Origin of the sequence: Rhodococcus sp. BS-15, assembly GCF_000813105.1 — a bacterium.
Classification (GTDB): Bacteria; Actinomycetota; Actinomycetes; order Mycobacteriales; family Mycobacteriaceae; genus Rhodococcoides.
The window spans coordinates 1-7,106 of the sequence record NZ_BAOX01000258.1; the positions used below are offsets into that span (position 1 = coordinate 1).

Annotated in this window: 6 protein-coding genes and 2 pseudogenes; 6 read left to right on the forward strand and 2 right to left on the reverse strand. The window is 65.7% G+C overall.

Annotation, left to right across the window (positions count from 1 at the left end; genetic code table 11):
- Positions 1-99 precede the first annotated feature (99 nt).
- Positions 100-585 carry a hypothetical protein gene (locus tag RHBS_RS21795; RefSeq protein WP_128646412.1) on the forward strand — a complete coding sequence of 162 codons (486 nt, stop codon included), beginning with the start codon at positions 100-102 and terminating at the stop codon, positions 583-585.
- Between the two features lie 10 nt (positions 586-595).
- Here RHBS_RS21795 and glgA read toward each other — a convergent pair.
- Positions 596-1,758, reverse strand: a pseudogene (gene glgA / locus RHBS_RS21800) (glycogen synthase).
- Between the two features lie 76 nt (positions 1,759-1,834).
- On the opposite strand from glgA, the gene glgC reads away from it, so the two are divergent.
- Positions 1,835-3,049, forward strand: a complete 1,215-nt coding sequence (gene glgC, locus RHBS_RS21805; protein WP_121873259.1) for a glucose-1-phosphate adenylyltransferase — start codon at positions 1,835-1,837, stop codon at positions 3,047-3,049.
- A 67-nt stretch (positions 3,050-3,116) separates the two neighbouring features.
- Here glgC and RHBS_RS21810 read toward each other — a convergent pair whose 3' ends face one another.
- Positions 3,117-3,728 carry an O-methyltransferase gene (locus tag RHBS_RS21810; RefSeq protein ID WP_032365496.1) on the reverse strand — a complete coding sequence of 204 codons (612 nt, stop codon included), beginning with the start codon at positions 3,726-3,728 and terminating at the stop codon, positions 3,117-3,119.
- A 239-nt stretch (positions 3,729-3,967) separates the two neighbouring features.
- Between RHBS_RS21810 and sigE the strand changes: the two genes are divergently transcribed.
- The 4 genes and pseudogenes from sigE to tatB all read left to right on the forward strand — a co-directional run bounded on the left by sigE (position 3,968) and on the right by tatB (position 7,047).
- Positions 3,968-4,594 (forward strand): RNA polymerase sigma factor SigE, encoded by a 627-nt coding sequence (gene sigE / locus RHBS_RS21815; protein WP_052047749.1) that lies wholly within the window; start codon positions 3,968-3,970, stop codon positions 4,592-4,594.
- A gap of 16 nt (positions 4,595-4,610) precedes the next feature.
- Positions 4,611-4,937 carry an anti-sigma factor gene (locus tag RHBS_RS21820; RefSeq protein WP_068053118.1) on the forward strand — a complete coding sequence of 109 codons (327 nt, stop codon included), beginning with the start codon at positions 4,611-4,613 and terminating at the stop codon, positions 4,935-4,937.
- An 84-nt stretch (positions 4,938-5,021) separates the two neighbouring features.
- Positions 5,022-6,564 (forward strand): annotated as a pseudogene (locus RHBS_RS21825) (trypsin-like peptidase domain-containing protein).
- A gap of 18 nt (positions 6,565-6,582) precedes the next feature.
- Positions 6,583-7,047 carry a Sec-independent protein translocase protein TatB gene (tatB, locus tag RHBS_RS21830; protein ID WP_128646413.1) on the forward strand — a complete coding sequence of 155 codons (465 nt, stop codon included), beginning with the start codon at positions 6,583-6,585 and terminating at the stop codon, positions 7,045-7,047.
- Positions 7,048-7,106: the final 59 nt, after the last annotated feature.

Below are 7,106 nucleotides of genomic sequence, written 5' to 3' on the forward strand. Positions count from 1 at the left end.
GGACGGCGAGGTGGTGCTCGACGTCGGGGGTCGGAACCGGTCACTACCTCGCGGCGGTTCTCGACGACCACCCCGAGTGCCCGGGGGATAGGCGTCGACGTGTCGAAGTTCGCGGCCAGGCGCGCCGCACGGTCCCATCCGCGGCTGGGGTCCGTGGTCGCGGACATCTGGAGTGGACTCCCGGTGCGGTCGGGCGCTCTGTCCGCGGTGACGTGCGTGTTCGCTCCGCGCAACGCCGGTGAACTGAATCGGGTTCTCGTCGACGACGGCGTGTTGGTGGTCGTCACGCCCACGACGCGGCATCAACGTGAGCTGCGGGGGCCATTGGGACTCATCGGCGTCGACGAGGACAAGTCCCGCCGCCTGAGCGAGTCGCTGTCCGGTCTGTTCGAGCCTGTGACGGAATCTTCGCTGGAATACTCGATGATGCTCTCGCACAACGATATCGAGGCTCTGATCGGCATGGGCCCGTCGGCGCGGCACGGTGACCCCGAGGCGCGGTCTGCGGCGCTGACGCAGTTACCGAACACCACCGAGGTCACCGCGTCGGTGACGGTATCGACCTACCGCAAGACGATTCGCTGAGTCGTCCCGATCAGCCGCGGCGGGCCAGCGCGTCGTTGTAGACGGCGAGAGTCTGCTTCGCGATCGACGCCCAGGAGAACTCGGCGACGGCCCGCTCGCGGCCCGCCTTGCCCATCGCTGTCGCGAGCGCGGGATCGAGGGCTACCTCGTTGACGGTGTCCGCCAGGTTCCGCTCGAAGGCATCGGGTTCGTAGGAGTTGTAGTGCACCAGGCGTCCGGTGCGGCCCTCGTCGACGACCTCGGGAATGCCGCCGACATCCGATGCCACCACAGCAGTTTCGCAGGCCATCGCCTCGAGGTTGACGATGCCGAGCGGTTCGTACACCGACGGGCAGACGAACACAGCCGCCGCGGAAAGGATTTCGCGGATCTTCTCGGTGGGAAGCATGTCCTTGACCCAAAACACGCCGCTGCGCTGCTCGGCGAGCTGGGCGACGGCCCGCTCGGTTTCCGCGGCGATCTCCGGGGTATCGGGTGCGCCTGCACACAGGACGAGTTGAATCGACGGATCGAAGTGGTGGGCCGCGGCGATCAGGTGGCCCACGCCCTTCTGCCGGGTGATGCGCCCGACGAACGCGACGATCGGCTTGTTTCGATCGACGCCGATCTCGTCCAGAGTTGCGGTGCCGTGGTCGGCGAACCACCGCTGCGTGTCGATTCCGTTGCGCACCACATGAACCCGGCTCGGATCGAGACGCGGATAGGCGTCGAGCACATCTTTGGCCATGCCCTCGCTGACGGCGATGACGCGTCGGCGTATTCCACGGCGTTGCGCTCCGACCACGACGAGATGCGGTAGCCGCCGCCGAGTTGCTCGGCCTTCCACGGCCGACGTGGTTCGAGTGAGTGTGCGGTGAGGATGTGCGGAACGTCGTACAACTCGGCGGCGAGGTGGCCCGCGAAGCCGGTGTACCAGGTGTGCGAGTGCACCACGTCCGCCCCCGCAGCGGCGTTCGCCATCCGCAGCTCCGCCGACAGCGTCGTCAACGCGGCGTTCGCCCCGGCGAGTGCGGGATCGGGGTCGTGCACCTGCGCGGTGTCGCGCGGCGCGCCCATACAGTGGATGTCCACGTCGCACAGCGATTTCAGCTGCGCCGTCAACTCCGTGACATGAACTCCTGCGCCACCGTAGATCTCCGGGGGATATTCCTTGGTCATCATTGCTACGCGCACGTGAACGAACCTACATTCCCCAGCAGTTGTGCGTGTACTGCTAGCAAGGTTCTCTCGGTGCGGATAGGTTGAGTGGGTGAGGACACAACCGCACGTACTAGGGATTGTGCTGGCCGGCGGTGAGGGTAAGCGCCTTTACCCGATGACCGCGGACCGAGCCAAGCCAGCCGTTCCCTTCGGGGGCGCCTACCGACTCATCGACTTCGTACTGAGCAATCTCGTCAACGCCGGTTACCTCCGGCTCTGCGTGCTCACCCAGTACAAGTCCCATTCACTGGACCGCCACATCTCGCAGACGTGGCGACTGTCCGGGTTCGCCGGGGAGTACATCACTCCGGTTCCCGCGCAGCAGCGACTCGGGCCCCGGTGGTACACCGGCAGTGCCGACGCGATCTTCCAGTCGCTGAACCTGGTGTACGACGAGGACCCCGAATACATCATGGTTTTCGGTGCCGACCACATCTATCGCATGGATCCGGAGCAGATGGTGCAGCAGCACATCGACTCCGGTGCAGGCGTCACCGTCGCCGGAATCCGGGTTCCACGCAGCGAGGCATTCGCGTTCGGCTGCATCGACTCCGACTCCGACGGCAAGATCACCCAGTTTCTCGAGAAGCCGGCTCAACCGCCCGGCACGCCCGACGACCCAGACGTCACCTACGCCTCCATGGGCAACTACGTCTTCACCACCAAGGTGCTCGTCGACGCCATCAAGGCCGACTCCGAGAACGTCGACTCCGACCACGACATGGGCGGCGACATCATTCCGGCACTCGTCGAAGCGGGCGTCGCCTCGGTCTACGACTTCAACGACAACGTCGTTCCCGGTGCCACCGAACGCGACCGCGGGTACTGGCGAGACGTGGGCACCATCGACGCCTTCTACGACGCCCACATGGACCTCGTGTCGGTGCACCCCATCTTCAACCTCTACAACCGCCGCTGGCCCATCCGCGGATCGGCCGAGAACCTGCCGCCCGCCAAGTTCGTCCAGGGCGGCTTGGCGCAGGAGTCGGTCGTCGGTGCCGGCTGCATCCTGTCCGCCGCCACAGTCCGCAACTCGGTGCTCAGCTCCAACGTCATGATCGACAGTGGCGCGACGGTCGAAGGCAGTGTCCTGATGCCCGGCGTCAAGATCGGTAAGGGTGCCGTCGTGCGGCACGCGATCCTGGACAAGAACGTCGTCGTAGGTGACGGAGAGATCATCGGCGTCGACCACGAACGCGATCGCGAGCGCTTCAACGTCAGTGCCGGGGGAGTCGTCTCGGTCGGCAAGGGCGTCTGGATCTAGTGCGCTGCGCGCAGTGGTGCGGTTGGGTGGCCTCTATGGCTCCTAACCGCACCACTGCCGTAGGCACCTACGCCCTCGACGCGCAGATCAACCCGTCACCCAGAGGCAGCAGGACCGTCGTCAGACGCTCGTCCTCGGCGATGGCCCGGGCGGCGGATCGAACGGCAACTGCGGTCGCGTCGCGCTGAGTCGGGTCGGCGACACGTCCACCCAGTAACGCGTTGTGCAGCACCAGAACTCCGCCGGGGCGCAGGAGTCGAACGCTCTCGGCGACGAAGTGCGGGTGGTCGGCCGGACTGGCGTCGATGAACACCAAGTCGTAGGTGTCGTCGGCCAACCGGGGGAGCACGTCCAGTGCCCAGCCGTTGATCAGCCGGGTACGCGAGGGTGCAATTCCCCCGGCGCGGAACGCTTCTCGGGCCGCACGCTGGTGCTCAGGTTCGGTGTCGATGGTGGTGAGGACACCGTCCGCGCGCATCCCGTCGAGCAGCCACAGGCCGCTGATCCCTGCGCCGGTACCGATTTCGACGACCGTCTTCGCGCCGAGCATCTGAGTGAAGATGGAGAGAATCGCTCCGACCGACGGCGGTACCGGGGCAGCACCCAGGTCGACGGCACGCTCTCTGGCTGCGATCAGAACCTCGTCCTCCTGAGCGGAGTCTTCGGCGTAGGCGAGCATCTTCTCGGCGTTGGTCGGCACGCCCCGAGGCTATCGTGCCCAGGGCACATTCTCACGCACACATTCTCAGGTGCGCCTCAGCTGATTCATACCGGACCCACACGCGGGTCCGTCAGGCTGTGAAGGAATCGAAGGTCCATCTCGATTGCGAAGTGTGAGCTGGAACATCCGAGGGTAGTCGTCGGTTGAATCAGAAGGACGTACGCAGTCCTGAGCAGGAGGATCCAACTATTTACAAGATCAACGGCGATCGCGACACCGCGCGTCTACCCGAGTCCGTACCCGCACCCGACGATCTCAGCGGCACCGCAGTGTTCGATGCGACCGGCGAGGACTCCACCATGCCGTCCTGGGACGAACTGGTTCGCGAACACGGCGACCGCGTCTACCGACTGGCCTACCGCCTGTCCGGAAACGCCCAGGATGCCGAGGACCTGACACAGGACACCTTCATTCGCGTGTTCCGCTCCCTGTCGAACTACCAGCCGGGCACCTTCGAGGGGTGGCTGCACCGCATCACCACCAACCTGTTCCTGGACATGGTTCGTCGACGCAGCCGCATCCGGATGGAAGCGCTCCCCGAGGACTACGACCGCGTCCCCTCCGATCGACCCAACCCCGAGCAGATCTATCACGATGCGCGCCTCGACCCCGATCTGCAGTCCGCGCTCGATTCGCTGGCACCGGAGTTCCGCGCCGCAATCGTGCTGTGCGACATCGAAGGACTGTCGTACGAGGAGATCGGTGCGACACTGGGCGTCAAGCTCGGAACGGTTCGCAGTCGCATTCACCGTGGACGCCAGGCGCTACGCGAGTACCTTCGAGTGCACGGGAAGGTCGACTCCGGTCACGCAAGTGTCCACTAGCTACGAGGAGGGTTGGATGACGCAGGCGCGCAAGCCGAAGCAATTCAGCTCCACCGAACACTTGGCCAGTGAAGCCGTCGCGGCGTACGTCGATGGCGAGTTGCGAATGCCCGCGTACCTGCGTGCTGCCGACCATCTGTCCGAATGCCCCGAGTGCGCCGCCGAGGTCGAGGCCCAGCAGCAGGCACGCAAGGCACTGCGGGGAGCAGGGGAGATGTCGATGCCACACTCTCTGCTCGGCCTGCTCAGCCAGATACCGTCCTGCGCGGGCGAGGATCGGCCGTCCCACACCAAACGAACCTTCATGTCCGCCGTTGCCGATGTCCGTCGTCGCCGACGTTGATCGCATCGAGAACTGCTCGACGACTTCTCACCTGCATCGAGCCGCGCCGACCGCTCGAGTGATACTGAACTCTCACACCGACGTATGCGAGGGGTAACCGGACGCGTGACATCGAATTCGACCAGCACCGAGACCGCAGGGACCGACCCATCGGAGATCGAGCCCGACGGCATCGGCTCGGCGGGGCCGGAAGGTCCGCGGTTGCCACCTCGTCCGGTGTATCGACCTTCCGTCGATCCGGTGTCGGCTTCGGTGTTCGGACGTCCCGACGATGTGGACGGTTCGTTCTCGCCTCGTAGGCCCGGCGAGGAACTTCCCTCGCGCGTATCGGTGCGTCCACCCGATCCCATCCTCGCCGAGGCGTTCGGACGCCCGGACGATGCCCAGGAATCGCTGCAGCGCGACCCGAACGCCCAGGACGAGAGCGACACCGCCCCCGTCGGCTCCGGTCGATCCGTGGCGCGACCCAACCTCTCGGGTATCCCTCGGCAGCGCGGCACTCGACACTCCGCCCCCTCCCGTACTGCCGCCAGGCACCAAACTCGGTGTGCGCGACGTGCTGTTCGGGCGGTCGGTGTCCGTCCGGGCTCTCGTCCTACTCGGAGTCCTCGCACTCGTCATCGGATTGGTCGGCGGGTTGTTCGGTCGCCTCACCGCGGAGGTGACCGGCGCGTTGACGAGCCAGAAAGTGACCCTGACCCAGTCCAGCGGCGACGACATCCCGCGCGGACAGATCAGCAAGGTCGCCGACGCCGTCCTGCCGTCCGTCGTCTCGATCCAGGTGACGCTCGGCGAAACCGGTGGCACCGGCTCGGGCGTCGTCATCGACGGTGCCGGCTACATCGTGACGAACAATCACGTGATCTCACTGGCCGCATCCGACCCGGAGAATTCGACACTCGAAGTGACATTCTCCGACGGCACCAAGGTGCCAGCCGACATCGTCGGCCGCGACACCAAGACCGACCTCGCCGTCCTCAAGACCGATGTCGGCAACCTCACCGTCGCCGAGCTCGGTCGTTCCGCCGACGTTCGCGTCGGGCAGGACGTGATCGCCGTCGGCTCACCGCTGGGACTGAACAAGACCGTCACCTCCGGCATCGTGAGCGCGCTCGATCGGCCCGTCGCCCTGTCGGGTGAAGGCACCGACACCAACGCCGTCATCGATGCCGTGCAGACCGACGCCGCCATCAACCCCGGCAACTCCGGCGGTCCGCTCATCGACTTCGAGGGCCGCGTGATCGGCATCAACTCGGCCATCCGGAGCGAGAGTGGCGGATCGGTCGGCCTCGGCTTCGCCATTCCGGTCGACGAGGTGTTCGAGGTGACGCAGTCACTGATCCGGGACGGCGTCATGCGGCACCCCGACATCGGAATCAATGCCCGCTCGGTCATCAACGACACCTCGGCCGGCGCGGAAGTAGCGAACGTCCGCTCGGGCGGTCCGGCCCAGCAGGCCGGAATCGTCGAGGGAGACGTCATCACCAGGGTCGGCGACCGAGCAGTGGGCGACGCCGACGAACTGGTCGTTGCCGTGCAGGCCACCACGATCGGGGAGCAGGTTCCGGTGCAACTCGTTCGGTCGGGACGGCTGGTGGACCTCTCCGTCACGCCGGTTTCGGATTGACGACGTAGGCTGGCAGGCGTGTTCGGCAACATCGGTTGGGGAGAGCTCGTCATTCTCCTCGTAGCAGCTCTCGTCATCCTCGGCCCCGATCGCCTACCCGGCGCCATCAGCTGGGTGTCCAAGTCGATCCGCCAGGTCAAGGACTACGCCAACGGCGCAAGCCAGCAGCTCAAGGACGAGCTCGGCACCGACTTCGAGGACCTCCGCAAACCGCTCGCGGATCTCAACCAACTTCGGGGCATGACCCCTCGGGCAGTGATCACCAAACACCTGCTCGACGGAGACGACTCGGTCTTCAAGAACCCACTCGACGACACCTTCAAGGGCAAGCCCTTCGATGCCAAGCCGAAGAGCTCAGGCGGCCCGACGCCTCAGAACGGCGTCTCCTCCGGCAGCACGTCCGGCAGCACCGTGTCGATGAGCAAGAACGAGCTCAAGCTGTCCGCAGGCGACACCCCGCCGATCGACGCGGACGCCACGTAACCAGATTTCGTCCTGCCGCACTCCGCCGCTTGTTCTCGTCAATGGACCACTGCACACGT

Coding starts and splice junctions, on each gene's coding strand:
- RHBS_RS21810 (WP_032365496.1), bottom strand. CDS start 3,728: ATGCTCGCCTACGCCGAAGACTCCGCTCAGGAGGACGAGGTTCTGATC.
- RHBS_RS21820 (WP_068053118.1), top strand. CDS start 4,611: ATGACGCAGGCGCGCAAGCCGAAGCAATTCAGCTCCACCGAACACTTG.